This window comes from Streptomyces sp. SCL15-4, assembly GCF_033366695.1.
Classification (GTDB): Bacteria; Actinomycetota; Actinomycetes; order Streptomycetales; family Streptomycetaceae; genus Streptomyces.
In genome coordinates this window covers 6,894,146-6,917,532 of the sequence record NZ_JAOBTQ010000001.1, presented here as the reverse complement: position 1 = coordinate 6,917,532, position 23,387 = coordinate 6,894,146, and the positions used below count along the sequence as shown (strand labels likewise).

15 protein-coding genes and 3 rRNA genes are annotated in these 23,387 nt (G+C 68.0%); 3 read left to right on the top strand and 15 right to left on the bottom strand.

Features of this window, described 5'->3' with window-relative positions:
- Positions 1 to 20: 20 nt before the first annotated feature.
- The 12 genes from SCK26_RS31070 to SCK26_RS31015 form a co-directional block, all read right to left on the bottom strand.
- Positions 21 to 704 carry a MerR family transcriptional regulator gene (locus tag SCK26_RS31070; protein WP_318204648.1) on the bottom strand — a complete coding sequence of 228 codons (684 nt, stop codon included), beginning with the start codon at positions 702 to 704 and terminating at the stop codon, positions 21 to 23.
- Positions 705 to 965: 261 nt separating this feature from the next.
- Positions 966 to 1,439, bottom strand: a complete 474-nt coding sequence (locus SCK26_RS31065) for a bifunctional nuclease family protein (protein WP_026253112.1) — start codon at positions 1,437 to 1,439, stop codon at positions 966 to 968.
- An 84-nt stretch (positions 1,440 to 1,523) separates the two neighbouring features.
- The gene (locus SCK26_RS31060) at positions 1,524 to 2,261 is read right to left on the bottom strand and encodes a MerR family transcriptional regulator (protein ID WP_318204647.1); all 738 of its coding nucleotides are present in this window, start codon (positions 2,259 to 2,261) and stop codon (positions 1,524 to 1,526) included.
- 46 nt (positions 2,262 to 2,307) lie between these two features.
- Positions 2,308 to 3,138: an FHA domain-containing protein gene (locus SCK26_RS31055; protein ID WP_318204646.1), complete on the bottom strand. Its 831-nt coding sequence runs from the start codon at positions 3,136 to 3,138 to the stop codon at positions 2,308 to 2,310.
- Positions 3,139 to 3,328: 190 nt separating this feature from the next.
- Entirely contained in the window at positions 3,329 to 4,201 is an 873-nt protein-coding gene (locus tag SCK26_RS31050; RefSeq protein ID WP_318204645.1) for a DUF881 domain-containing protein, read from the bottom strand.
- Between the two features lie 5 nt (positions 4,202 to 4,206).
- Positions 4,207 to 4,539 carry a small basic family protein gene (locus SCK26_RS31045; protein ID WP_003988855.1) on the bottom strand — a complete coding sequence of 111 codons (333 nt, stop codon included), beginning with the start codon at positions 4,537 to 4,539 and terminating at the stop codon, positions 4,207 to 4,209.
- A complete protein-coding gene (locus SCK26_RS31040) occupies positions 4,536 to 5,453 on the bottom strand; it encodes a DUF881 domain-containing protein (RefSeq protein WP_318204644.1) in 918 nt (305 codons plus the stop codon). Before SCK26_RS31040 ends, SCK26_RS31045 begins: the two co-directional genes overlap by 4 nt.
- A 165-nt stretch (positions 5,454 to 5,618) precedes the next feature.
- Complete coding sequence (locus SCK26_RS31035; RefSeq protein WP_318204643.1) at positions 5,619 to 8,114, bottom strand: mannose-1-phosphate guanyltransferase; 2,496 nt, start codon at positions 8,112 to 8,114, stop codon at positions 5,619 to 5,621.
- 114 nt (positions 8,115 to 8,228) lie between these two features.
- Positions 8,229 to 8,837 carry a CDP-alcohol phosphatidyltransferase family protein gene (locus SCK26_RS31030; RefSeq protein ID WP_318206132.1) on the bottom strand — a complete coding sequence of 203 codons (609 nt, stop codon included), beginning with the start codon at positions 8,835 to 8,837 and terminating at the stop codon, positions 8,229 to 8,231.
- 107 nt (positions 8,838 to 8,944) lie between these two features.
- A 5S ribosomal RNA gene (rrf, locus tag SCK26_RS31025) occupies positions 8,945 to 9,062 on the bottom strand.
- Between the two features lie 85 nt (positions 9,063 to 9,147).
- A 23S ribosomal RNA gene (locus SCK26_RS31020) occupies positions 9,148 to 12,269 on the bottom strand.
- 296 nt (positions 12,270 to 12,565) lie between these two features.
- Positions 12,566 to 14,092: ribosomal RNA gene (locus SCK26_RS31015) — 16S ribosomal RNA — on the bottom strand.
- Together the 16S, 23S and 5S rRNA genes form the textbook arrangement of a ribosomal RNA operon.
- Positions 14,093 to 14,652: 560 nt before the next feature.
- Here SCK26_RS31015 and SCK26_RS31010 point away from each other — a divergent pair.
- Together SCK26_RS31010 and ptsP are read left to right on the top strand one after the other, a co-directional pair.
- Positions 14,653 to 15,102 (top strand): PTS glucose transporter subunit IIA, encoded by a 450-nt coding sequence (locus SCK26_RS31010; protein WP_318204642.1) that lies wholly within the window; start codon positions 14,653 to 14,655, stop codon positions 15,100 to 15,102.
- Between the two features lie 78 nt (positions 15,103 to 15,180).
- Entirely contained in the window at positions 15,181 to 16,851 is a 1,671-nt protein-coding gene (gene ptsP / locus SCK26_RS31005) for a phosphoenolpyruvate--protein phosphotransferase (RefSeq protein ID WP_318204641.1), read from the top strand.
- 79 nt (positions 16,852 to 16,930) lie between these two features.
- Here ptsP and SCK26_RS31000 read toward each other — a convergent pair whose 3' ends face one another.
- Positions 16,931 to 17,821: a hypothetical protein gene (locus SCK26_RS31000; RefSeq protein WP_318204640.1), complete on the bottom strand. Its 891-nt coding sequence runs from the start codon at positions 17,819 to 17,821 to the stop codon at positions 16,931 to 16,933.
- A gap of 197 nt (positions 17,822 to 18,018) precedes the next feature.
- Positions 18,019 to 19,986, bottom strand: coding sequence for an acetoacetate--CoA ligase (locus SCK26_RS30995; RefSeq protein ID WP_318204639.1), 1,968 nt, complete (start codon positions 19,984 to 19,986; stop codon positions 18,019 to 18,021).
- 213 nt (positions 19,987 to 20,199) lie between these two features.
- Between SCK26_RS30995 and SCK26_RS30990 the strand changes: the two genes are divergently transcribed.
- Complete coding sequence (locus SCK26_RS30990; RefSeq protein WP_318204638.1) at positions 20,200 to 22,560, top strand: glycoside hydrolase family 31 protein; 2,361 nt, start codon at positions 20,200 to 20,202, stop codon at positions 22,558 to 22,560.
- 10 nt (positions 22,561 to 22,570) lie between these two features.
- On the opposite strand, the gene SCK26_RS30985 is transcribed toward SCK26_RS30990, so the two are convergent.
- Complete coding sequence (locus tag SCK26_RS30985; RefSeq protein WP_318204637.1) at positions 22,571 to 23,107, bottom strand: NUDIX domain-containing protein; 537 nt, start codon at positions 23,105 to 23,107, stop codon at positions 22,571 to 22,573.
- Between the last annotated feature and the right edge of the window lie 280 nt (positions 23,108 to 23,387).

Sequence of the window (23,387 nt, the reverse complement as noted above, 5' to 3'; positions counted from 1 at the left end):
GTCCCGGCGGGACCGGCCGGTCAGACCGCCCGGTTGCGGCGCCGCGCCAGTTCGTCCGTGGGGTTGTGCCCGACCAGGGTCTCGCCGGTGTCGATGCGTTCGCCGTGCAGCTGGGAGAGGGCGCTTTCCACGTCCCGCCACACCACGCCGACGGCGATCCCGAAGATGCCCTGGCCGCCCTGGAGCAGCGCGTGGACCTCGTCCGGCGAGGAGCACTCGTACACGGTGGCGCCGTCGCTCATCAGGGTCATCCGCTCCAGGTCACGGAAACCGCGTTCCCTGAGGTGCTGCACGGCCGTGCGGATGTTCTGCAACGACACACCGGTGTCCAGGAACCGCTTCACGATCTTCAGGACGACGACGTCACGGAAGCTGTACAGCCGCTGGGTGCCCGATCCGTAGGCGGGCCGCACGCTCGGCTCGACCAGGCCGGTGCGGGCCCAGTAGTCCAGTTGCCGGTAGGTGATGCCGGCGGCAGCGCAGGCCGTGGGCCCGCGGTAGCCGATCTCCTCGGACGTCATGGACGCCACCCCTCCGCCGTTCGGCACCGCCGTCGGCAGCTGCGGAGCGTGCTCCACCGCGCCGCCGAGATGGGCATGTCCCCCGCCTGGGCGCAGCCGCGAACTCGGGGGCGGGTACGGACCGCTTTCCCCGAAACCGCGTCCCGGGGCACCCCCAACCGTACCGTCGCCGCTGGTTCTCACGCCGACCTCCGTCCTTGACCTGCCTTCTCGACGGTAGGCAGTCACCAGGGGTGCGTCAACGATCGCCACACTCGGCACGCCGAGTGATAATCACCCTAGGAGTGGTTTCCCGTGTCCCACCGCGGGGAAAGGCTAGCCGAATGCGCTCGCGGCGGGCCGTAGGACGCTCTCGGTGCCGGAGGCAATTGCCGGGACACCGGCCGGCACGGAGCCGCCGATCCCGCCGGCACCACCGCTGGTCCGACGGGCCGGCCGCGCGGCTCACTGGCTGCTGGTGCCGAAGTCCTCGGGGGAGATCTGGTCGAGGAACTCCCGGAACTTCTCCACCTCGTCCTCCTGCTCGTCGGGAATGGCGATGCCCGCGTCGTCCAGCACCGTGTCACTGCCGTAGATCGGCGTGCCGGTGCGCAGAGCCAGCGCTATGGCATCGGAGGGGCGGGCGCTGACCTCGACCCCACTGGCGAACACCAGCTCCGCGTAGAAGACACCTTCTCGCAGATCGGTGATGCGCACTTCGGTCAGCTCCTGGCCGACGGCCTCCAGCACGTCCTTGAACAGGTCGTGGGTCAGCGGTCGCGCGGGGGCCATGCCCTGCTGGGCGAAGGCGATCGCCGTCGCCTCCCCCGGCCCGATCCAGATGGGGAGGTAACGGTCGCCCCCCACTTCGCGCAGGAGCACGATCGGTTGGTTGGAGGGCATTTCGACCCGGACACCTACGACATCGAGCTCGTTCACACAGCAACCCTAGGCCGTGCCCGGGACGTTTGGGTAGTCGGGCCGGGAACAGGTGCCCGATCCGGCCGCCCGGCGACCCCCGGTTCAGGGGATCCGGACCCCGAGAGCGCTCTTCACCAGGGCCGCGTGCAGCTTCATCGTGAGGTCCGCCAGCTCCTTCGTGCGGGCCTCGGCATGCGCCCTGGTCTGCGGATTGCGGTGGCGCTTGAGCGGGGCCACCACCTGGTCGACCAGGCCCGCCTCACGGTCGGCGGCGGCCTTCATCACCCGGAGGTGGCGCGGTTCGATCCCGAACCGGCCCAGTTCGGCCACCAGCGAGGCCACCGTGACGGCCTCGGCGTCGTACGCCCCGTCCTCCAGGGGAGCGATGAGCCCGTAGGACTCCCATTCCCTCAGCTCGCCGTCGTCGATGTCCGCCGCGGCCAGCAGCTCGGCCCGGCCCACCCTGGCCACCGTCGGCCCCTCCACGAGCACCGGCCCGTCCTGCGCGGTGCGCTGGCGCCCGACCAGGGGCAGCGGGACGGCCTCGCCCCGCTCCATGGCGTCCAGGTGCTCCCGGATCACCTTGAGCGGCAGATAGTGGTCCCGCTGCATCCGCAGGATGTGGCCGAGGCGCTCGACATCCCCGGCGCTGAACTTGCGGTACCCCGACGGGGTCCGCCGCGGCTCGACGAGCCCCTCCGACTCCAGGAAGCGGATCTTGGAGATGGTGACTTCGGGAAACTCGTCGCGCAGCACGTTCAGCACCGTGCCGATGCTCATCAGCCCACTGTCCCTGGCGGCGGTACCGCTTCCGGCACCGCCGCTCGGTGTTTGAAGCATGGACCTTCCCTCTGGGGGTCCCCCCGGACACCGGTCCGGGGGCGGGTCAGTAGCCCTGTCGGCTCGCGTGGAAGACCAGCCGGTACTTTCCGATCTGCACCTCGTCACCGTTCGACAGGGCGACCTGGTCGATGCGCTCGCGGTTGACGTACGTGCCGTTCAGGCTGCCCACGTCGGCCACCGTGAAGGAGCCGTCCGGGGAGCGCCGGAACTCCACGTGCCGCCGGGAGACCGTCACGTCGTCCAGGAAGATGTCGCTCTGCGGATGCCGGCCGGCCGTCGTCAGGTCGCTGTCCAGCAGGAAGCGGCTGCCCGAGTTCGGCCCACGGCGCACGACCAGCAGCGCCGAGCCCGGCGGCAGCGCGTCCACCGCGGCCTGCGCCTCCGGGGAGAGCATCGGCAGCGGCGTCTGGCCGGTCGCCTCCGAGTCGTAGGCCTCCAGCCCGGAGATCGAGATCGTGGACGTCGTCTCGGAGGCACGCTCGGGCGTCAGCCCGGGACGCAGCGGCGCCCCGCAGTTGGAACAGAACCGGGCGTTCTCCGCATTGCGGTTACCGCACCTCGTACACACCAGGACCGACATGGACGGATCCTCCTGCCGCGGCTGCCCCGCCGGGGCGTTGGACGCGTACGGGCCGGAGGCAAACCCTCCACCCGTACCTGAGGTTGACGGTTGCCCGAAACCTATGCCGCCGGACTGGGCAGGGTCAACAGACGCCGCGCCCTGACCTCCCGAAATGTCACCGCCCGGACCAGCGACCTGGTCCCGGAACAGCGGGCGCTGGCCCTCCGCGTCAGGCTGCGCGCGATGACGAGCGGTCGCGTTGTCGCGGCCCTCTCGCGCGCTCTTGCCGAACAACTTCGCAAACAACTTCACGGGCGATTCCCCTTGACCGAAACAGACCCGCCCGTGGGGCAGGACGAACCCTGATTGCCTACACCGGCCGAGCCGGACATTCTCACAACGTCCGTAACCACCAGACAGTTTCCACCACGCACCACCCCTTCGGTGCGCCGACCCCCCGCAACCTCATGCCCCTGCCCGACGATCACCATGCACCGCCGGTTCACTGGGAGGACGACCGAGCGTAGTCAGGCCGCTCCGCCCGCCGCAAGGCGTCCACGACGATCTTGTCGGACTGCTCGACGGTCACCGTGGCCTGCTCTTTCTTCAGAGTCTGCACCACGCCTCCCGGGATGTTCAGCGCCGGCTCGAGGTCCTGCGGCTTGCCGATGACCCTGAAACGATACGGTGCGTTGATCTTGTTCCCGTCGACGCTGACACTCCTGTCGGAGTCGGCGAAGTAGGTGCCGGCGACCACCCGGACCCCGTTGACCTGGATCGCCTCCGCGCCGGCCGCGCGCAACTCCTGGATCGCGTCGAGCAGCATGTCCGCCTTGACCGTCCCCTTCGTGTCCTCGATCGTCATGGTGATGCCGGGACCCTGGGCCGCCACGGTGCCCGCCAGGATGCCGAGTTGTCTTGCCTTCTCGGCGGTCTGCCGGCGCGCCTCCGCGGCCTGGTCGGAACTGCTCTGCAGTTCCTGACGCTGCTTTTCGAGTCCCTGCTTCTCGTCCTCAAGACGCTGAGTACGCGAATCCAGTTCATCGAGGATGCGTACGAGATCTTCCTGGCGTGCGCCGCGCAGCGCGCTGTCGGTGTCGCTGTTGGACGCCACCTGCACGGCCAGGCCGAAGCCGAGGCCGAACAGCAGCACGGCGACGATGAGTTGCGCCCGGGTGAAGCGCGGCGGCCACAGGCCCTTGACGAGCCGCTGCCGGCCCGTCTGTGGCTGCGGGGGCCGCTGTCCGGCCGGCTGCCCGGCACCGGGCGCGGGCACCGGCACCTCGGCCGGCAGTTCCCTGCGCAGGTGGTGAGCGGGCTGCTCACGCCGGTCGGCGCGGGCGTTCTGGTCCTCGCGGTCGTTCTGCTCGCTCATGGATGTCACGCCCGGAAGACGTGTCGCCGGATCGCCGCGGCGTTGGAGAAGATGCGGATGCCCAGGACCACGACGACGCCCGTGGACAGCTGCGCGCCCACCCCCAACTTGTCGCCGAGGAACACGATGAGGGCGGCGACGACCACGTTCGACAGGAACGACACCACGAAGACCTTGTCGTCGAAGATGCCGTCCAGCATGGCCCGCAGACCACCGAAGACGGCGTCCAGCGCGGCGACGACGGCGATCGGCAGATACGGCTCGACGACCGCCGGAACCTCGGGCCGGACCAACAGGCCGGCCACGACTCCCACGACGAGGCCCAGTACGGCGATCACGATGTGCCCTTCCCGGTTTTCTCGGACTTCGGCTGTGCTGTACGTACGATCACACTGGGAGCGGCGGGCAACCGGACGTCGTCCTCCGTCGAGATGGTGGCGCGGATGCCGTAGTTCTCCTCCAGGGCATGCAGATACAGGCCGTCGGCGCTGTTCTGGAACCTGGTGCCCAACCTCTTCCCGTCCCCCACCGCCAGCACCGTGTACGGCGGCACCAGCGGCCTGTTGTCGACCAGTATCGCGTCACCCGCGGCCCGGATCGCGGACAGGGCGGTCAGCCGCTGCCCGTTGATGGAGACCGCCTCGGCCCCGGACGCCCACAGTCCGTTCACCACGCGCTGCATGTCCCGGTCCCGTACCCGGCCGGTGTCGGAGAAGCCCGAGGTCTCCCGGGGGTTGGCGCCGTCCCCGCCGCCGGCGGCCTCCTTGGCGTCGTTCACGACGAGCCGCACACCGGGGCCGTGCACCGCGGTGGCACCCGACAACAGGCCCACCAGGTCCGCCTCGGCGCTGCCGCCGCTCGACCTCAGGGCCGCCCGCCTGCGCGTGTCGACGTCGTCGCGCAGTTTGTCGACGGTGCTCTCCAGCTCGTCCACGTCGTCGGTCTCGCTGTCGATGCGGTCGATCAGCTCCTGGCGCTCCTTGGCCACCACGGGCGCCGTCACCCGCGCCTGGGCCGCTCCCACGGTCACGACCAGCGCCGCGAGGACCAGACCGCCGGCCAGGCCGAGCTTGGCCCGCAGGGTCTTCGGCAGACCGCCCTCGCCCGCGGACTTCCTGCGGGCGGCGGCCTCGGCGTATCCGTCGTCGAGGCTGTGGTCCATGACGTTGGTGATCAACGACATGGAGGCGTCGGGGCGCTGCGGCCGCGCGGGGCTGCTCCGAACGGGGGGTTGCTGCGGCATGCCGCACATCGTCGCATGTCGCGAGCAGTACCTCCGAACGGCCCCACCGGCGTGCCGGACGGGCCCCTTCGGGGGACACTTGTCCGCCACGCGCGCGTGCGGCGGCTTCTGCCGCCGCACGCGGTTCGATGCGGCCCGGGGACGCCGTACCGACGGCCCCGGGCCCGTGGGTGGTTACCGGCCGGCGCTGTCCACGACGGCCGACCACTCGTCCAGCAGGGCCTGCGCGGAGGCGTCGTCGGGGCCCTCGGCCCACAGATGGGTGACCGCCTCGGCCGGGTCGGGCAGCACCATCACCCAGCGCCCGTCCGTCTCCACGACGCGCACACCGTCGGTCGTGTCGACGAAGCGATCGCCGGCGGCCTCGACCACACGCCGCATCACCAGGCCCTTGACGGCCCACGGCGTCGCCAGATCCCGCTTGTGGACGTGCGCCCGCGGGATCCGGGCGTCGATCTGGCTCAGCGTGAGCTGGGTGCGCGCCACGAGCCCGATGAGCCGGACGAAGGCCGCGGTGCCGTCGTACACGCCGCTGAACTCGGGGACGATGAATCCGCCCTTGCCGTCGCCGCCGAAGATGGTGCCCTCCTCGCGCCCGACGCGCGTGAGGTCGTCCGGCGAGGTGGTGGTCCACTCGACCTGGGTGCCGTGGTAGGCGGCCACCTGTTCGGCGATCCGGGTCGTGGTGACCGGCAGCGCGACCCGCCCGCTGCGCCGTTCGGCGGCCACCAGGTCCAGCATCACCAGCAGCGCCCGGTCGTCCTCGATGATCCGGCCCTTCTCGTCCACGAGCGACAGCCGCTCGCCGACCGGGTCGAACCGCACACCGAACGCGGCGCCCGAGGACGCCACTATCTCCCCGAGCCGCACCAGTCCCTTGCGCCGCATCTCGGCGGTCTCCGTGGGCCGCGACTCGTCCAGACCGGGGTTGATGGTCAGCGAGTCCACGCCGAGCTTGCCGAGCAGGCTGGGCAGCACGAGCCCGGCGCTGCCGTTGGAGGCGTCCACGACGACCTTGAGCCCCGACTCGGCTATCCCGGTCGTGTCGACGTTGCGCAGCAGCGACCCGGTGTACGAGTCGAAGACGCTCGCCGGGAAGTACAGGTCGCCGATCTCGCCCGGGAACGCCCGCCGGTACTCCTGGCGCGCGAACACCCGGTCGAGCTTGCGCTGGCCGCCCTGCGAGAGGTCGCCGCCCTGGCCGTCGAAGAACATGATGTCCACCGAGTCCGGGACACCGGGCGAGGTCCGGATCATGATGCCGCCGGCGCTGCCTCGCGCGGTCTGCTGCCGGGCCACGGGCAGCGGCACGTTCTCCAGGTCGCGTACGTCGATGGCGCTGGCCTGGAGCGCGGAGATCACCGCGCGCTTGAGCGCCCGGGCGCCGCGGGAGTGGTCACGGGCCGTGGTGACGGTGGCGCCCTTCTTCAGGGTCGTCGCGTAGGCACCGGCGAGCCGTACCGCCAGCTCGGGGGTGATCTCCACGTTCAGGATGCCGGAGACACCGCGGGCGCCGAACAGATGCGCCTGACCGCGTGACTCCCAGATCACCGAGGTGTTGACGAAGGCGCCGGCCTCGATGGTCTTGAACGGGTACACCCGGACGTTGCCCTGGACGATCGACTCCTCGCCGATCAGGCACTCGTCACCGATGACCGCGCCGTCCTCGATTCTGGCGGCGCGCATGATGTCGGTGTTCTTGCCGACGACGCAGCCGCGCAGGTTGCTGTGCTGGCCGACGTAGACGTTGTCGTGCACGACGGCCTTGTGCAGGAAGGCACCGCTCTTGACGACGACGTTGGAGCCGACGACGGTGTGCTCGCGGATCTCCGCGCCGGCCTCGACCTTGGCGTAGTCGCCGATGTACAGCGGTCCGCGCAGTACGGCGTCGGGGTGCACCTCGGCGCCCTCGGCCACCCACACGCCCGGCGAGATCTCGAAACCGTCGATGTCGACGTCGACCTTGCCTTCGAGGACGTCCGCCTGGGCCTTCACATAGCTCTCGTGCGTGCCGACGTCCTCCCAGTAGCCCTCGGCGACATAGCCGTAGACCGGCTTGCCTTCCTTCATCAGCTGCGGGAAGACGTCACCGGACCAGTCGACGGGCACGTCGGGGTCTACGTAGTTGAAGACCTCGGGCTCCATGACGTAGATGCCGGTGTTGACGGTGTCGGAGAAGACCTGTCCCCAGGTCGGCTTCTCCAGGAAGCGTTCGACCTTGCCCTCGTCGTCGACGATGGTGATGCCGAACTCCAGCGGATTGGGCACGCGGGTCAGGCAGACCGTGACCAGCGCTCCCTTCTCCTTGTGGAAGTTGATCAGTTCGGTGAGGTCGAAGTCGGTCAGCGCATCGCCGGAGATGACGAGGAAGGCATCGTCCTTCAACGCCTCCTCGGCGTTCTTGACGCTTCCGGCGGTACCGAGTGGCTTCTCCTCATTGGCATAGGTGAGCTCCATGCCGAGCTCTTCGCCGTCACCGAAGTAGTTCTTTACGAGCGATGCCAGGAACTGCACGGTGACGACGGTCTCGGTGAGCCCGTGCCTTTTGAGCAGCCGTAGCACATGCTCCATGATCGGGCGGTTCGCCACGGGCAGGAGCGGCTTGGGCATGCTAGAGGTCATGGGGCGCAGGCGTGTGCCTTCGCCCCCGGCCATCACGACGGCCTTCATGTCGGAAGCGTCCTCCTCCAAGAGACGACGGTCTAGCCGACTTCACCCGTCCAGATTGTCCCGCACTTTTACACCGCGGGCCATCGAGGCGTTATGTCAGGACAATCGCCGAGCTCAATCGGCCATGGTGTCCGCTCGAACCAATCGGCGGACCTGTACCACGTAGAGCACTCCTGCCCACCAATACAGGGTTGTACCCCATCCGGCGAAAGCCCATCCGAAAATAGCGCCGAGTGACGAGATCCAACCACTTCCGTCACTGAGCAGCAGGAGCGGGAAGGCGTACATCAAGTTGAACGTGGCGGCCTTCCCGAGGAAGTTCACCTGGGGCGGCGGATAGCCGTGCCGGCGAAGGATGCCCACCATGACCAGCAGAACCAGTTCTCGCGCCAGCAACAGGCCGGTCAGCCACAGGGGCAGGATTTCCCGCCAGGTGAGCCCCAGGAGCGTCGAAAGCACGTAGAGGCGGTCGGCGGCGGGGTCGAGAAGCCGGCCGAGGCTGCTGATCTGATTCCAGCGCCGGGCGAGCTTGCCGTCGAGATAGTCGCTGACCCCGCTGAACGCCAGCACGAGGAGGGCCCAGCCATCACTCTTCGGACCGCCGAACTCCGGCCTGAGGATCAGCCACAGGAACAGGGGTACGCCGACGAGCCGTGCCATGCTGAGGATGTTGGGGATGGTGAGGACCCGGTCCGTCTGGACACGGGTCTCCTGGACCTCCACCCGGGGGCCTCCTGTGCGAAACGAGCCGATGATGCTCACTGACTTTACCTCAACGCAAAAAAGCTCCGGCCCCTGGGCAGTGCCCAAGAGCCGGAGCTTCAAAAGGAGTTCGGCGGTGTCCTACTCTCCCACAGGGTCCCCCCTGCAGTACCATCGGCGCTGTGAGGCTTAGCTTCCGGGTTCGGTATGTAAACCGGGCGTTTCCCTCACGCTATGACCACCGAAACACTATGAAACAATCAACCGGAACGCCCCCCAAGGGGGCGACATGGTCGTGGTTTCAGAACCAACACAGTGAACGCGAGCATCAATGGACAAGCCCTCGGCCTATTAGTACCAGTCAACTCCACCCGTTACCAGGCTTCCATATCTGGCCTATCAACCCAGTCGTCTACTGGGAGCCTTACCCCATCAAGTGGGTGGGAGTCCTCATCTCGAAGCAGGCTTCCCGCTTAGATGCTTTCAGCGGTTATCCCTCCCGAACGTAGCCAACCAGCCATGCCCTTGGCAGAACAACTGGCACACCAGAGGTTCGTCCGTCCCGGTCCTCTCGTACTAGGGACAGCCCTTCTCAAGACTCCTACGCGCACAGCGGATAGGGACCGAACTGTCTCACGACGTTCTAAACCCAGCTCGCGTACCGCTTTAATGGGCGAACAGCCCAACCCTTGGGACCGACTCCAGCCCCAGGATGCGACGAGCCGACATCGAGGTGCCAAACCATCCCGTCGATATGGACTCTTGGGGAAGATCAGCCTGTTATCCCCGGGGTACCTTTTATCCGTTGAGCGACGGCGCTTCCACAAGCCACCGCCGGATCACTAGTCCCGACTTTCGTCCCTGCTCGACCCGTCGGTCTCACAGTCAAGCTCCCTTGTGCACTTACACTCAACACCTGATTGCCAACCAGGCTGAGGGAACCTTTGGGCGCCTCCGTTACCCTTTAGGAGGCAACCGCCCCAGTTAAACTACCCATCAGACACTGTCCCTGATCCGGATCACGGACCCAGGTTAGACATCCAGCACGACCAGACTGGTATTTCAACGACGACTCCACCCACACTGGCGTGCGAGCTTCACAGTCTCCCAGCTATCCTACACAAGCCGAACCGAACACCAATATCAAACTGTAGTAAAGGTCCCGGGGTCTTTCCGTCCTGCTGCGCGAAACGAGCATCTTTACTCGTAGTGCAATTTCACCGGGCCTATGGTTGAGACAGTCGAGAAGTCGTTACGCCATTCGTGCAGGTCGGAACTTACCCGACAAGGAATTTCGCTACCTTAGGATGGTTATAGTTACCACCGCCGTTTACTGGCGCTTAAGTTCTCAGCTTCGCCACACCGAAATGTGACTAACCGGTCCCCTTAACGTTCCAGCACCGGGCAGGCGTCAGTCCGTATACATCGCCTTACGGCTTCGCACGGACCTGTGTTTTTAGTAAACAGTCGCTTCTCGCTGGTCTCTGCGGCCACCCCCAGCTCAGAGCGCAAAGCTCATCACCAGGTGTGGCCCCCCTTCTCCCGAAGTTACGGGGGCATTTTGCCGAGTTCCTTAACCATAGTTCACCCGAACGCCTCGGTATTCTCTACCTGACCACCTGAGTCGGTTTAGGGTACGGGCCGCCATGAAACTCGCTAGAGGCTTTTCTCGACAGCATAGGATCATCCACTTCACCACAATCGGCTCGGCATCAGGTCTCACCCTGCAAGAGTGGCGGATTTGCCTACCACTCGGGCTACACCCTTACCCCGGGACAACCACCGCCCGGGATGGACTACCTTCCTGCGTCACCCCATCACTCACCTACTAACCGCTTGGTCCGGCGGCTCCACCACTTTCCATTCCCCGAAGGGTCCGGAACGGCTTCACGGCCTTAGCATCACGATGCTCGATGTTTGACGCTTCACAGCGGGTACCGGAATATCAACCGGTTATCCATCGACTACGCCTGTCGGCCTCGCCTTAGGTCCCGACTTACCCTGGGCAGATCAGCTTGACCCAGGAACCCTTAGTCAATCGGCGCAAACGTTTCTCACGTTTGTATCGCTACTCATGCCTGCATTCTCACTCGTCAACCGTCCACGACTACCTTCCAGTGCCGCTTCACCCGGCAGACGACGCTCCCCTACCCATCACAGCACCCGTTGGGGCTTATTGCTGCAATGACACGACTTCGGCGGTACGCTTGAGCCCCGCTACATTGTCGGCGCGGAATCACTAGACCAGTGAGCTATTACGCACTCTTTCAAGGGTGGCTGCTTCTAAGCCAACCTCCTGGTTGTCTGTGCGACTCCACATCCTTTCCCACTTAGCGTACGCTTAGGGGCCTTAGTCGATGCTCTGGGCTGTTTCCCTCTCGACCATGGAGCTTATCCCCCACAGTCTCACTGCCGCGCTCTCACTTACCGGCATTCGGAGTTTGGCTAAGGTCAGTAACCCGGTAGGGCCCATCGCCTATCCAGTGCTCTACCTCCGGCAAGAAACACACGACGCTGCACCTAAATGCATTTCGGGGAGAACCAGCTATCACGGAGTTTGATTGGCCTTTCACCCCTAACCACAGGTCATCCCCCAGGTTTTCAACCCTGGTGGGTTCGGTCCTCCACGAAGTCTTACCTCCGCTTCAACCTGCCCATGGCTAGATCACTCCGCTTCGGGTCTTGAGCGTGCTACTAAAACGCCCTATTCGGACTCGCTTTCGCTACGGCTTCCCCACCCGGGTTAACCTCGCAACACACCGCAAACTCGCAGGCTCATTCTTCAAAAGGCACGCAGTCACGAGACACCAGCAAGCTGATGTCCGACGCTCCCACGGCTTGTAGGCACACGGTTTCAGGTACTATTTCACTCCGCTCCCGCGGTACTTTTCACCATTCCCTCACGGTACTATCCGCTATCGGTCACCAGGGAATATTTAGGCTTAGCGGGTGGTCCCGCCAGATTCACACGGGATTTCTCGGGCCCCGTGCTACTTGGGTGTTTCTCAAACGAGCCGCTGATGTTTCGACTACGGGGGTCTTACCCTCTACGCCGGACCTTTCGCATGTCCTTCGCCTACATCAACGGTTTCTGACTCGTCGACCAGCCGGCAGACTGATCAAGAGAAATCCCACAACCCCGTATACGCAACCCCTGCCGGGTCTCACACGCATACGGTTTGGCCTCATCCGGTTTCGCTCGCCACTACTCCCGGAATCACGGTTGTTTTCTCTTCCTGAGGGTACTGAGATGTTTCACTTCCCCTCGTTCCCTCCACACTGCCTATGTGTTCAGCAGCGGGTGACAGCCCATGACGACTGCCGGGTTTCCCCATTCGGAAACCCCCGGATCAAAGCCTGGTTGACGACTCCCCGGGGACTATCGCGGCCTCCCACGTCCTTCATCGGTTCCTGGTGCCAAGGCATCCACCGTGCGCCCTTAAAAACTTGGCCACAGATGCTCGCGTTCACTGTGTAGTTCTCAAACAACGACCAGCCACCCATCACCCCAGACCAAAGGTCCGAGTGCACTGGGGCCGGCAACTGAGGAAGTTCGCTCCCTCAGACACCCAACAGCGTGCCCGACACCCTCATCCCTTCGCTCGTTCCGTTCCACGCCGAAGCAGTACTAGGAAGAGCAGCAGGTCAAAAGTGCCGAGTAGTCAACGTTCCACCCATGAGCTAACCACCGTCGATCATTCGCCGACGTAGTGGCTCTGGCTGCCTCGCGGCAGCTAGATGCTCCTTAGAAAGGAGGTGATCCAGCCGCACCTTCCGGTACGGCTACCTTGTTACGACTTCGTCCCAATCGCCAGTCCCACCTTCGACAGCTCCCTCCCACAAGGGGTTGGGCCACCGGCTTCGGGTGTTACCGACTTTCGTGACGTGACGGGCGGTGTGTACAAGGCCCGGGAACGTATTCACCGCAGCAATGCTGATCTGCGATTACTAGCGACTCCGACTTCATGGGGTCGAGTTGCAGACCCCAATCCGAACTGAGACCGGCTTTTTGAGATTCGCTCCACCTCACGGTATCGCAGCTCATTGTACCGGCCATTGTAGCACGTGTGCAGCCCAAGACATAAGGGGCATGATGACTTGACGTCGTCCCCACCTTCCTCCGAGTTGACCCCGGCGGTCTCCCGTGAGTCCCCAGCACCACAAGGGCCTGCTGGCAACACGGGACAAGGGTTGCGCTCGTTGCGGGACTTAACCCAACATCTCACGACACGAGCTGACGACAGCCATGCACCACCTGTACACCGACCACAAGGGGGGCACTATCTCTAATGCTTTCCGGTGTATGTCAAGCCTTGGTAAGGTTCTTCGCGTTGCGTCGAATTAAGCCACATGCTCCGCCGCTTGTGCGGGCCCCCGTCAATTCCTTTGAGTTTTAGCCTTGCGGCCGTACTCCCCAGGCGGGGCACTTAATGCGTTAGCTGCGGCACGGACAACGTGGAATGTTGCCCACACCTAGTGCCCACCGTTTACGGCGTGGACTACCAGGGTATCTAATCCTGTTCGCTCCCCACGCTTTCGCTCCTCAGCGTCAGTATCGGCCCAGAGATCCGCCTTCGCCACCGGTGTTCCTCCTGATATCTGCGCATTTCACCGCTACACCAGGAATTCCGATCTCCCCTACCGAACTCTAGCCTGCCCGTATCGACTGCAGACCCGGGGTTAAGCCCCGGGCTTTCACAACCGACGTGACAAGCCGCCTACGAGCTCTTTACGCCCAATAATTCCGGACAACGCTTGCGCCCTACGTATTACCGCGGCTGCTGGCACGTAGTTAGCCGGCGCTTCTTCTGCAGGTACCGTCACTTTCGCTTCTTCCCTGCTGAAAGAGGTTTACAACCCGAAGGCCGTCATCCCTCACGCGGCGTCGCTGCATCAGGCTTTCGCCCATTGTGCAATATTCCCCACTGCTGCCTCCCGTAGGAGTCTGGGCCGTGTCTCAGTCCCAGTGTGGCCGGTCGCCCTCTCAGGCCGGCTACCCGTCGTCGCCTTGGTGAGCCGTTACCTCACCAACAAGCTGATAGGCCGCGGGCTCATCCTGCACCGCCGGAGCTTTACAGCCTCCACCATGCGATGGAAGCTCATATCCGGTATTAGACCCCGTTTCCAGGGCTTGTCCCAGAGTGCAGGGCAGATTGCCCACGTGTTACTCACCCGTTCGCCACTAATCCCCTCCCGAAGGAGGTTCATCGTTCGACTTGCATGTGTTAAGCACGCCGCCAGCGTTCGTCCTGAGCCAGGATCAAACTCTCCGTGAATGTTTTCCCGTAATCGGGATGACACATCACGAGAGCGGTGCGAGAGGAGGAATAGTCCTCTCGCACACAGCGTCCTCGCTGTGTTTTTTCAAAGGAACCTCGTCCCGGCCGTGATGACCGGAGACGGGGTATCAACATATCTGGCGTTGACTTTTGGCACGCTGTTGAGTTCTCAAGGAACGGTCGCTTCCTTTGTACTCACCCTCTCGGGCTTTCCTCCGGGCGCTTCCCTTCGACGTTTCAAACTCTACCAGGCTTTTTGCGTCTCTCTGACCACCCTCCTGCGAACACGCAGAAGAAGATCCAGGGATCAGGATCTGATGAGTTTGGTTGCCACTCGGAGCTGGACACTTGTTTCGCGTCTCTCTGCCCCAAGCAGGAGTACGACTGTACACGGGGCCCGGAACGCCGTGCAAATCGTCGCGGTTGGTGGTCTAGACCACTAGCTGGTAGCTTCTATCCGGAACCGCCAGTTCATTTGACATACGCTGCTGCTCAGTGCGCCGTCCGGGACAGGCGGTGACGGCCCGCGAGCAGCTCCACTCCTTGGGAGGCTTCCCATGACCACCGTGACGTCCCCTCTCGCTGGACGGGCCATCGGGCTGGCCGCAGTGCCGGACCCGGTCTTCTCCGGGGCCATGGTCGGCCCGGGTACCGCGATCGATCCCGTGCGCGAGGCCTCCGAGGCGGTGGCGCCCGTGGACGGTGTCATCGTCTCCCTGCACCCGCACGCCTTCGTCGTGGTCGACGAGAGCGGCCACGGCGTGCTCACCCACCTCGGCATCGACACCGTCCAGCTGAACGGCGAGGGCTTCGAGCTGCTCGTCAACAAGGGGGACACCGTGAGCCGCGGCCAGGCCGTCGTCCGCTGGAACCCGGCCGCCGTCGAGGCCGCCGGCAAGTCCCCGGTGTGCCCGGTCGTCGCTCTCGAAGCCACCGCCGAGTCCCTCTCCGATCTGCGTGACAGCGGTGACGTGAAGACCGGCGAGAGCCTCTTCTCCTGGAACTGACGGCCGTGCCGTCCCGGGACGGCGAACAGGACAACCACCGCGGCGGCCGGACCCGCCGCACTATCGGAGACGGGTGAGATGGAGACAACGCTGCGAGGCGTCGGCGTGAGCCACGGTGTGGCGATCGGCGAGGTTCGGCACATGGGCACGGCGGTGCTGGAACCGCCGGCCAAGCAGATCCCCGCCGAGGACGCCGAGCGGGAGCAGGGGCGGGCCCGGCAGGCCGTGGACGCCGTGGCCGCCGATCTGATGGCGCGCGGCAACCTGGCGGGGGGCGAGGCCCAGGCCGTGCTGGAAGCGCAGGCCATGATGGCGCAGGACCCCGAGCTGATGGCGGACGTGGACCGGCGGATCGCCGTCGGCAGCACCGCGGAGCGCGCGGTGTACGACGCGTTCGCGGCGTACCGGGAGCTGCTGGCCGGTGCCGGTGAGTACCTCGCGGGGCGCGTTGCCGACCTGGACGACGTGCGGAACCGTATCGTCGCGCGGCTGCTGGGCGTGCCGATGCCGGGTGTGCCGGACAGCGACCAGCCCTATGTCCTCGTGGCCCGGGACCTGGCTCCGGCCGACACCGCTCTGCTGGACCCGTCGCTCGTTCTCGGTTTCGTGACCGAGGAGGGCGGTCCGACCAGCCACAGCGCGATTCTGGCGCGGGCGCTGGGCGTGCCGGCCGTCGTGGCGCTGCCGGGCGCCGGTGAGCTGGCCGAGGGCACGGTGGTGGCCGTGGACGGCAGCACGGGCGATGTCTTCGTGAACCCGGGCGAGGAGAAGAAGGCGCGGCTTTCGGCCGCGGCCGCCGAGCGCAAGGCGGCGCTGGCCGCCTCGACGGGTCCCGGTGTGACCGCGGACGGGCACAAGATGCCGCTGCTGGCCAATGTGGGCGGTCCGGCGGACGTGGCCGCGGCGGTCGAGGCGGGTGCCGAGGGCGTCGGTCTGTTCCGTACCGAGTTCCTGTTCCTGGACGACAGCAGGAAGGCTCCTTCCGAGGAGAAGCAGGTGGAGGCCTACCGGCAGGTGCTGGAGGCGTTCCCCGAGGGTCGTGTGGTCGTGCGGGTGCTGGACGCGGGCGCGGACAAGCCGCTGGACTTCCTGACGCCGGCGGACGAGCCGAACCCGGCGCTGGGTGTGCGGGGCCTGCGGACGCTGCTCGACCACCCGGAGGTGCTGCGCACCCAGCTGACGGCGCTGGCGAAGGCCGCCGAAGGGCTGCCCGTCCACCTCGAGGTGATGGCGCCCATGGTGGCGGACCGCAAGGACGCCAAGGCGTTCGCGGACGCCTGCCGGGAGGCGGGGCTCCAGGCGAAGTTCGGCGCGATGGTCGAGATTCCGTCGGCCGCGCTGCGGGCGCGGTCGATCCTGCGGGAGGTCGAGTTCCTGTCGCTGGGGACCAACGACCTCGCGCAGTACACGTTCGCGGCGGACCGGCAGGTGGGTGCCGTGTCGCGGCTGCAGGACCCGTGGCAGCCGGCGCTGCTCGACCTGGTCGCGCTGTCCGCCGAGGCGGCGAGGGCCGAGGGCAAGAGCTGCGGGGTGTGCGGTGAGGCGGCCTCGGATCCGCTGCTGGCCTGTGTGCTGACGGGGCTGGGTGTCACCTCCTTGTCCATGGGTTCGGCGTCGATTCCGTATGTCCGCGCGACGCTGGCGAAGTACACGCTGGCGCAGTGCGAGCGGGCGGCCGCGGCGGCGCGGGCGGCGGACAGTGCCGAGGAGGCGCGCGAGGCGGCTCAGGCGGTGCTGTCCGGCGAGTAGCCGTACCGGTGTGCCTTCGGGTGCCGGGTCAGGGGCGTCCTGCCTTCGGGTGGGGCGCCCCTGACGTGTGCGTGGTGGGTCAGTGGCGGTGGTCCGGTGGCGTGTCGTCTCCGAGGTCGGGGGGTGCGCCGTAGTCGACGCCGGACTCGGGTGCGATGAGGTCGCCGGATTCGACGTCGGTGCAGTAGGCGTCGAAGACTTCCGCGGCCGTCAGGGGTTCGAGGGTGCCGGCGCGCAGTCGCCAGCCGTGGACACGGTCGGGCGCGCCCGCGGCGGTGGTGCGGATGACGAGTCCGCCGGGGCTGCGGGTGGCGAGTCCGAGGGCGAGGACGCTGGTGAATTCCAGGGCCTCGGCCTCGTCCAGGCGGGTGGCGCCGGGGCCGTCCTGGTCGCCGTGCAGGACGGCGACGAGGGTGTCCGGTGGTCCGGAGACGGTGCAGACGAGGTGCCGTTCGCCGGGCGGTGCGGTGTCGAGGATGCGGACCAGGAGTGCGGAGGCGCGGGTGAAGGCGGCCCTGCCGATGTCCTCGCCGCAGGTCGGGCAGGGGCCGAGGCGGGTGAGCAGGGTGGTGGCGTACTCCCAGGTGGCCTGGCGGACGGCTTCGTCCACGAGCCGGGGCAGGAGATCGGCGAGCGGGCGGCCGTCGTAGGGGACGGTGGGGCCGGTGGCCGCGAGCTGTGCGGTGAACCGGGTGCGGCTGGCCGGGGTGTCCGGGTCGAGGCCGGTGTCCGCGCAGTACGCGGCGTAGTCCTCGGGGTCGAACAGGGCGAGTGTGGTGTGGCTGCCCTGTGCGGCGCGGGTCTTCAGGACCGTCTCCAGCTGGCGGAGGTATGCCGTGTGGTCGTCGAACGTGAAGCTGCGGTAGCGCCGCATCGCGCGGAAGTCGTGGTCGTCGGTGAGGACGCCGATGGTGCCGGCGATCTCGCGGCGCAGGACGCGTCGCATGGTCTGGTGGTCGGTGTGCGCCATGATTCCCCCATTGCGCGGTCGATCAATGCTCACTCACCGTAACCGGCGGCACTGACAACGGGGGCCTGCGGGCGGTCGCGGACCGGGAGGGCAGGGTTTTTTCGCAGGTCGTGGCGGGTGTGGAAGTAGTCGGTCCCGGACTCGCGGTCGGGTCGGCGCGGGTCCGGGACCTGTGCGGAGGGTGATGTTCCGGTGGGTCAGGCGCGGGTGCGGGCCAGTTCCTCGTAGAAGCCGAGCAGGGCGAGGTTGTCGATGGAGCCGGGGTTGACCGCCTTTTCCAGCGGAGTGCCCTGCAGGAGGCGTTTGACCGGGACCTCGATGCGCTTGCCGGTGAGGGTGTGCGGGATGCCGGGGACCTCGATGATCTCGTCGGGGACGTGCCGGGGCGAGAGCTGTTCGCGGATGGCCTGTTTGACGCGGTTCAGGAGTGCCTCGTCCAGGGCGGCGCCCGGTGCGAGGTGCACGAACAGGGGCATCCAGTAACCGCCGTCGGGCTGCTCGACGCCGATGACGAGCGATTCCCTGATCTCGGGCAGGCGCTCGACGACCTCGTAGATGTCGGCCGAGCCCATGCGGACGCCCTGCCGGTTGAGGGTGGAGTCGGAGCGGCCGTGGATGATCACGGAGCCCCGGGAGGTGACGGTGATCCAGTCGCCGTGGCGCCAGACGCCGGGGTAGGTGTCGAAGTAGCTGTCGTGGTAGCGGCTGCCGTCGGGGTCGTTCCAGAAGCGGACCGGCATGGACGGCATGGGCTGGGTGACGACCAGTTCGCCGACCTCGTCGACGAGGGGCTTGCCGCTCGGGTCCCAGGATTGCAGGTCGGTGCCGAGGCCGGGTGCCTGGAGTTCGCCGGTGTGGACGGGGAGGGTGGGGACGGCTCCGGCGAAGCAGGAGCAGACGTCCGTGCCGCCGCTGACGGAGGCGATCCAGAGGTCGGCGCGGACCTCGTCGTGCAGCCAGCGGAAGCCGTCGGGCGGCAGCGGGGAGCCGGTGGTGGCGACGCACTCGACCGTGGACAGGTCGTAGTCGCGGGCGGGGTGGACGCCGGCCTTGCGGCAGGCCATGACGTAGGCGGCGGAGGTGCCGTAGAGGGTGGCCCGGGTGCGTTCGGCGATGCGCCACTGGGCGCCGGTGTCGGGGTGGCCGGGGCTGCCGTCGTAGAGGACGATCGTGGTACCCGTGAGGAGGCCGGAGACGAGGAAGTTCCACATCATCCAGCCGGTCGAGGTGTACCAGAAGAAGCGGTCCTCGGGGCCCAGGTCGCAGTGCAGGCCGAGCTGTTTGAGGTGTTCGACGAGGATGCCGCCCTGTGACTGGACGATGGCCTTGGGCAGGCCGGTCGTGCCGGAGGAGTACAGCACCCACAGCGGGTGGTCGAAGGGGACCTGCTCGTAGACGGGCTCGGTGTCCGCCGCCGTCAGTTCCGGCCAGGCGAGGGCGCCTTCGGGGGCCGCGGTGCCCAGCAGGGGGATGTGGACCACGGCGCGCAGGGTGGGCAGTCGGCGGCGCAGTTCGGCGACGGTCTCGCGGCGGTCGTGTTCCTTGCCGCCGTAGCGGTAGCCGTCGACGGTGAACAGGACGACGGGTTCGACCTGCTGGAAGCGGTCGAGGACGCTGCGGGCGCCGAAGTCGGGGGCGCAGGAGGTCCAGACGGCGCCGACGGCGGCCGTGGCGAGGAGGGCGACGACGGCTTCCGGGATGTTGGGGAGGTAGCCGCTGACGCGGTCGCCGGGGCGTACGCCGAGCGCGCGGAGTTCGGCGGCGAGGGAGCCGACCTGGCGGCGCAGCTCGGACCAGGTCACCGGGCGGGGTTCGTGGGTCTCGTCCACGCAAAGGAGGGCGGGTTCGTCGGCGCGGTCGGCGGCGGCGCGCAGGGCGTGTTCGGCGTAGTTGAGGGTGGCGCCGGGAAACCATTGGGCGCCGGGCATGGCGCGGTCGCCGAGCACGCGCGTACCGGGGGTGGAGAAGCGTACGTCGAACCACTCGGTGACGGCTTTCCAGAAGGTGTCGAGCCGGTCGACGGACCACCGGTGCAGGGCCGGGTAGCCGCCCTCGGCCGGAGCGCCGTGGTGTTCGGCGGCCCATGCCTGGAACCGGGTGATGCGGGCCTGGGCGATCCGTTCCGGATCGGGCTGCCAGAGCGGCTGGGGGTTCTCGGTCGACATCGGAGGCTCCCGGGCTGTGCGCGTCGTGTGCGTCGGTCCGCGCACGGGCTGGGGTGTGCGCGTGACGCGGCTGACACGGACGATGCCATGTGATCGACTTCCGCACCAGGGTGTGCCGCACATAGTCCGGGTCGTGAAGATGTGGCCCGGACCCGGGTGAACGGCAGTTGAACGGCGCCCGCGCGTGAGGCGCTCGGTGGCAGGGTGAGCAGCATGGACGGTCGTGACCTGGTGCGTTCGATGAGTGTGGTCGGTTCGGGGCGGGCGGCTCGGGGGTTGCGCACCGTGCGGGCCGCGTGGCGCAGGAGCCGTATCGACGCGGCGGGGCTGCCGCGGCGGGGGCCGGAGCGGGCCCGGGTGCCGGGGCGGGTGCAGGACGTGGAGCCGGGTCCGGGCGGCGGTGTGATCCGGTTCGGCCGCTCCGAGCTGCGGATCGTCGTGGCGGCGAACGGAGCGGTGTTCTGGGGCTGGGACGGGGCGGACGCGCTGCCGTCGTACGCGCTGGCGGGCAGCGGGCCGGAGCCGGATCCGCGGGCCGTGCTGGAGCCGGACAAGGACGGCGGCTGGCGGGTGGTGGCCGAGCGGGTGACGGTGGTCGTGTCGCGGCACGGGGCGGTGCAGGTGTGCACGCCGGGCGGGGTGGTGCTGCGGCGGGATCTTCCGCCGCGCTGGTGGGAGCCGGTCGGCGGGGGTGCGGCGCGGTGGATGCAGCGGTCGGAGGTGGCGGCGGACGCCCGGTTCTTCGGGCTGGGCGGGCGGTCGTCCGGGCCCCGGCTGCGGGACGGCAGGTACCGGCTGTGGAACACCGACCCGGGCCGGGCGTTCGGGGCCGGTGACGATCCGCTGTACCTGACGATGCCGGTGCAGCTCGTGGTGGCGGACGCGGGCACGCATCTGGTGTTCCACGACACCAGCTGGGACGGCTCGGTGGTGCTGCGGGAGGGCGCGGAGGGCGCCGGGTCCGGGCACGACCGGGCGGGGCGGTGCGAGGTGCACATGGACGGCGGGCCGCTGCGCTGCTGGGCGATGGTGGGCACGCCCGCGCGCGTGCTGTACACGTGGGCCTCGCTGACCGGGGCGCCCGCGCTGCCGCCGGCGTGGGCGCTGGGGCACCAGCACGCGCGGTGGGACTTCGGCGGCGAGCAGGAGGTGCGCCGGACCGTCGCCGGCTATCAGGAGCGGGGCCTGCCGCTGGACGCGGTGCATCTCGGCACCGACCACCTTGAAGACCACCGGGTGTTCTCCGTCGACCAGGAACGCTTTCCCAAGCTGCCGGTGCTGGCGGAGGAGCTGCGCCGGGACGGGATCCGGCTGGTGTCGGTCGTGGAGCCGGCGGTGCGGGCGGAGCCGGGCGACGCGGTGTACGACGGCGGTGCGGCCGTGGACGCGTTCGTACGGGACGCGCGGGGCCGCGCGGTGGAGGGTGTCGCGCGGGCCGGCGAGTCGGTCTTCCCGGACTTCACGCACGCGCGCGTGCGCGCGTGGTGGGGCGGGCTCTACCGGGAGCGGCTGGAGCAGGGCTTCGCGGGGTTCTGGCACGACATGAACGAGCCGACGTCGTTCAGCGCCTTCGGTGAGCCCACGTTGCCCCGGTCGGCCCGGCACGCCTTGGAGGGGCGCGGCGGCGACCATCGTGAGGCGCACAACGTGTACGCGCTGTGCATGGCCCGGGCGGCCTACGCGGGGCTGCGCGAGCTGGCGCCCGAGGAGCGGCCCTTCGTGGTGTCCCGCTCGGGCTGGGCGGGGTCGCAGCGGTACGGGGGCACGTGGTCGGGGGCCGTGGCGACGGGCTGGCCGGGGTTGCGGGCGTCGCTGTCGCTGGTGCTGGGGCTGGGGCTGTGCGGGGTGCCGTACTCGGGTCCGGACGTGGGCGGCTTCGACGGCGGTCCGTCGCCGGAGCTGTATCTGCGGTGGTTCCAGCTGGGCGCGTATCTGCCGTTGTTCCGCACCCATGCCGGGCCGCGGGCCGGGCGCCGCGAGCCGTGGGAGTTCGGTGCGGAGGTACTGGAGCACGCGCGCGTGGCGCTGCTCGAACGCCGGCGGCTGCTGCCGTACTTCCTGACGCTCGCGCATCTGGCCCGGCGGACCGGGGCGCCCTATGTGCGGCCGTTGTGGTGGGGATCGCCGGAGGACCGGGCGCTGCGCGACTGCGAGGACGCTTTTTTGCTGGGCGACGGCCTGCTGGTGGCACCGGTGCTGGATCCCGGTACCGGCCGGCGTGCGGTGCGTCTGCCGCGGGGCCGCTGGTACGACACGGTGACGGAGGAGGTCTACGAGGGGCCGGCGCGGGTGGTGGTCGACGCGCCGCTGTCCCGGGTGCCGGTCTTCGCGCGCGCGGGGGCGGTGCTGCCCGTGCGGGGTGCCGACGGCGGGCTGGAGCTGGAGGTGTGGGCGCCCGCGCGCGGGCGGCCCGGGGGCGGCCTGGTGGTACCGGACGCGGGCGACGGATGGGCGGAACCGGAGATCGAGCGCTACGCCGCGCGCCGGCAGGACGGGCGGGTGGTGGTCACCCGGGAACGGGAGGACGGCGCGACGGCGCCGCCCCACCCGGTGCGCGTACGCGGACTGGGCTGACCGGCCCGGCTCACACGTAGCGGCCCTCGAACCAGGCTTCGGCGGCCACGGTGTGCAGCGGGAAGGCGAGTTCCCCGGGCCGGCGCAGCAGGTGCCAGCCCTCGGTCTCGTCCGTGGGGCCGGAGGGCGGCAGTCCGTCGGCCGGGCGTTCGGGGAGCAGACCGAACAGCAGCAGGTGCCCGTCGGGCGCGCTCATGGCGTCCGCGAGCCGCACGTCGCGGGCGGCCGCGTCGATGCCGGTCTCTTCCCGGAGTTCGCGGACGACGGCCTGCTTCCAGTCCTCGCGGTGGTCGACGTAGCCGCCGGGCAGGGCCGTGCCGCCGCGCGCGGGGGCGACGGTGCGGGTGATGACGACCAGGGAGGTGCCCTGGGTGTCGTACACGGGCTGGAGCGCGATCGCGACCGGCAGCGGGTTGCGGTAGGCGACGGTCCCGCAGGCCGGGCAGGTCCGCGGCCAGCCGGTGATGCCCTCTCCAAAGGGCGCTCCGCAGCTCGAACAGTGGGAGTCCGGCACGGAGTTGGCAGTTGGGTGTTGGGTTTCGGACACGCGCGGACTGTATCCGATCACAGAAGGAGCGTGTTCCGGCAGCGACGTGTCAGGAACGGGCAGATCGGGAGAGGCGGCCGGAATCACCCCCGTCGGCCCCGGCCGCCCCTCCTGTAACACGACGTCTCTCGCGCCCATTTGGTTCCTGCGGCAGTCTGCACATTTCACATTGCCCCTGGCGCACTTCTGACGTCCCATCAGATCACGTCGCGGGAACGGGCTTGCCGCGTCCACGCGAACCCGTGACGGCGCGGGACCTCGCACTCCGTGTGATCGCCAC

Coding starts and splice junctions, on each gene's coding strand:
- SCK26_RS31060 (WP_318204647.1), bottom strand. CDS start 2,261: ATGCTTCAAACACCGAGCGGCGGTGCCGGAAGCGGTACCGCCGCCAGG.
- SCK26_RS31050 (WP_318204645.1), bottom strand. CDS start 4,201: ATGAGCGAGCAGAACGACCGCGAGGACCAGAACGCCCGCGCCGACCGG.
- SCK26_RS31040 (WP_318204644.1), bottom strand. CDS start 5,453: ATGTGCGGCATGCCGCAGCAACCCCCCGTTCGGAGCAGCCCCGCGCGG.
- SCK26_RS31035 (WP_318204643.1), bottom strand. CDS start 8,114: ATGAAGGCCGTCGTGATGGCCGGGGGCGAAGGCACACGCCTGCGCCCC.
- SCK26_RS31010 (WP_318204642.1), top strand. CDS start 14,653: ATGACCACCGTGACGTCCCCTCTCGCTGGACGGGCCATCGGGCTGGCC.
- ptsP (WP_318204641.1), top strand. CDS start 15,181: ATGGAGACAACGCTGCGAGGCGTCGGCGTGAGCCACGGTGTGGCGATC.
- SCK26_RS31000 (WP_318204640.1), bottom strand. CDS start 17,821: ATGGCGCACACCGACCACCAGACCATGCGACGCGTCCTGCGCCGCGAG.
- SCK26_RS30995 (WP_318204639.1), bottom strand. CDS start 19,986: ATGTCGACCGAGAACCCCCAGCCGCTCTGGCAGCCCGATCCGGAACGG.
- SCK26_RS30990 (WP_318204638.1), top strand. CDS start 20,200: ATGGACGGTCGTGACCTGGTGCGTTCGATGAGTGTGGTCGGTTCGGGG.